The sequence below is a fragment of the Thauera phenylacetica B4P genome (assembly GCF_000310225.1).
GTDB lineage: Bacteria > Pseudomonadota > Gammaproteobacteria > Burkholderiales > Rhodocyclaceae > Thauera > Thauera phenylacetica.
Genome location: NZ_AMXF01000333.1, coordinates 1 through 3,269 on the forward strand (window position 1 = coordinate 1; position 3,269 = coordinate 3,269).

Genomic DNA, 3,269 nt, shown 5'->3' on the forward strand with positions numbered 1-3,269 from the left:
TTCACCGCCGCATTCGCGCCTGCCGGCGCTCCTACACAAACCGCCGCGCGTCCCGCCCCCTGTAGGAGCTGCGGCAGCTGCGAAAACGGCGGTCGGGCAGGCGACGCGGGTGCGGGCTTCATCGCCGCTTTCGCGCCTGCCGGCGCTCCTACACAAACCGCCGCGCGTTCCGCCCCCCTGTAGGAGCTGCGGCAGCTGCGAACACGGCGACCCCGCAATCGACGCGGGTGCGGACTTCACCGCCGCCTTCGCGCCTGCCGGCGCTCCTACACAAACCGCCGCGCGTCCCGCCCCCTGTAGGAGCTGCGGCAGCTGCGAACACGGCGACCCCGCAATCGACGCGGGTGCGGACTTCACCGCCGCCTTCGCGCCTGCCGGCGCTCCTACACAAACCGCCGCGCGTCCCGCCCCCTGTAGGAGCTGCGGCAGCTGCGAACACGGCGACCCCGCAATCGACGCGGGTGCGGACTTCACCGCCGCATTCGCGCCTGCCGGCGCTCCTACACAAACCGCCGCGCGTCCCGCCCCCTGTAGGAGCTGCGGCAGCTGCGAACACGGCGACCCCGCAATCGACGCGGGTGCGGACTTCACCGCCGCCTTCGCGCCTGCCGGCGCTCCTACACAAACCGCCGCGCGTTCCGCCCCCCTGTAGGAGCTGCGGCAGCTGCGAACACGGCGGTCGGGCAGGCGACGCGGGTGCGGGCTTCATCGCCGCTTTCGCGCCTGCCGGCGCTCCTACACAAACCGCCGCGCGTTCCGCCCCCCTGTAGGAGCTGCGGCAGCTGCGAACACGGCGACCCGGCAATCGACGCGGGTGCGGATTTCACCGCCGTATTCGCGCCTGCCGGCGCTCCTACATGAACCGGCGCGCTTCCGGAGGGCATGTGGAGCGGCGGCAGCCGCGAACCCGTCGGCCCCCGCGAAACCGGCGATAATGCGGCCCGACGCGTGTTCACGCCCTTTCAGGATTCCTCCCCGCTCATGGAAATCAAGGTCAACTTCCTCGACAAGCTTCGCCTCGAAGCCAGGTTCGACGACTTCACGGTGATCGCCGACCAGCCGATCCGCTACAAGGGCGACGGCTCGGCGCCGGGGCCGTTCGACTACTTCCTGGCCTCGTCCGCCTTGTGCGCGGCCTACTTCGTGAAGCTGTACTGCGAGACGCGCAACCTCCCGACCGAGAACATCCGCCTGTCGCAGAACAACATCGTCGACCCGGAGAACCGCTACAAGCAGATCTTCAAGATCCAGGTCGAGCTGCCGGAGGACCTCTCCGCCAAGGATCGCCAGGGCATCCTGCGCTCGATCGAGCGCTGCACGGTCAAGAAGGTCGTGCAGACCGGCCCCGAGTTCGTCATCGAGGAGGTGGGGAGTCTCGATGCCGACGCCCAGGCCCTGCTGGCGCTGGACCCGGACACCGGCACGCGCACCTATATCGCCGGCAAGGACCTGCCGCTCGAGCAGACCATCGCCAACATGTCGCGGTTTCTGGCCGACCTGGGGATCAAGATCGAGATCGCCTCGTGGCGCAACCTGGTGCCCAACGTGTGGTCGCTGCACATCCGCGATGCGCACTCGCCGATGTGCTTCACCAACGGCAAGGGCGCGAGCAAGGAGAGCGCGCTGGCCTCGGCCCTGGGCGAGTACATCGAGCGCCTCAACTGCAATCACTTCTACAACGACCAGTTCTGGGGCGAGGACATCGGCGACGCCCCCTTCGTGCATTACCCGAACGAGCGCTGGTTCAAGCCCGGCCGCAAGGATGCGCTGCCGGCCGGGCTGCTCGACGACTACTGCCTGGCGATCTACGACCCCGAGGGCGAACTGCGCGCCTCGCATCTCTACGACACCAACTCCGGCAACGTGGCGCGCGGCATCTGCGCGCTGCCCTACGTGCGCCAGTCCGACGGCGAGGTGGTGTATTTCCCCACCAACCTCATCGACAACCTCTACCTCAGCAACGGCATGAGCGCCGGCAACACGCTGCCCGAGGCGCAGGTGCAGTGCCTGTCCGAGATCTTCGAGCGCGCGGTGAAGCGCGAGATCCTCGAAGGCGAGCTCGCCCTGCCCGACGTGCCGCCGGAGGTGCTGGCGAAGTATCCCGCCATCGTGGCTGGCATCGAAGGGCTGGAGGCGCAGGGCTTCCCGGTGCTGGTGAAGGACGCGTCGCTGGGCGGCAAGTACCCGGTGATGTGCGTGACCCTGATGAACCCGCGCACCGGCGGCGTGTTCGCCTCCTTCGGGGCGCACCCGAGCCTGGAGGTGGCGCTGGAGCGCAGCCTCACCGAGCTGCTGCAGGGGCGCAGCTTCGAAGGCCTCAACGACCTGCCCGCGCCGACCTTCGAGAGCAACGCGGTGACCGAGCCGAACAACTTCGTCGAGCACTTCATCGACTCCAGCGGCGTGGTGTCGTGGCGCTTCTTCAGTGCCCGGGCGGCTCATCCCTTCGTCGAATGGGACTTCTCCGGCCACGGCGAACGTTCCAACGTGGATGAGGCCGCGACCCTGTTCGGCATCCTCGAAGACATGGGCAAGGAGGTGTACATGGCGGTGTTCGATCAGCTCGGCGCCACCGTCTGCCGCATCGTGGTGCCGGGGTACTCCGAGGTCTATCCGGTCGATGACCTGATCTGGAACAACACCAACAAGGCGCTGGCCTTCCGCGCCGACATCCTCAACCTCCACCGCCTCGACGACAACGCCCTCGAAGCCCTGCTCGATCGGCTGGAAGAGAGCGAGCTCGACGACTACACCGACATCATCGAATTGATCGGCATCGAGTTCGACGAGAACACCGTGTGGGGCCAGCTCACGATCCTGGAGCTGAAGCTGCTGATCCACCTCGCCCTGCAGCAGCTCGAAGAGGCGAAGGAGCGCGTCGAGGCCTTCCTGCAATACAACGACAACACGGTCGAGCGCGTGCTGTTCTATCAGGCGCTGAACGTGGTGCTGGAGGTGATGCTGGACGACGAGCTGGAGCTGGCCGACTACGAGGCCAACTTCCGCCGCATGTTCGGCGACGCGCGCATGGACGCGGCGATCGGCTCGGTCGAGGGCAGCGTGCGCTTCCACGGCCTCACGCCGACGAGCCTGCAGCTCGAAGGGCTCGACCGCCACCAGCGCCTCATCGACAGCTACCGCAAGCTGCACAAGGCGCGGGCGCGCGCGGCGGGCGTGTCCGCGTAGGTTTGCGCGCGAGCGCCGGGTCCGGCGCGCGCGCGGGTATGCGACAGGCGCTCCGGGAGCCGGCGGCGCACCCTGGCGAGCCG

The 3,269-nt window shown here is 68.1% G+C and carries 2 protein-coding genes; both read left to right on the forward strand.

Annotated features, from left to right (window positions below):
* Window positions 1–109: 109 nt before the first annotated feature.
* Entirely contained in the window at window positions 110–652 is a 543-nt protein-coding gene (locus C667_RS25855) for a hypothetical protein (protein ID WP_157302445.1), read from the forward strand.
* 329 nt (window positions 653–981) lie between these two features.
* Window positions 982–3,186, forward strand: coding sequence for an OsmC domain/YcaO domain-containing protein (locus C667_RS21455; protein ID WP_004383721.1), 2,205 nt, complete (start codon window positions 982–984; stop codon window positions 3,184–3,186).
* The last annotated feature ends 83 nt before the right edge of the window (window positions 3,187–3,269 follow it).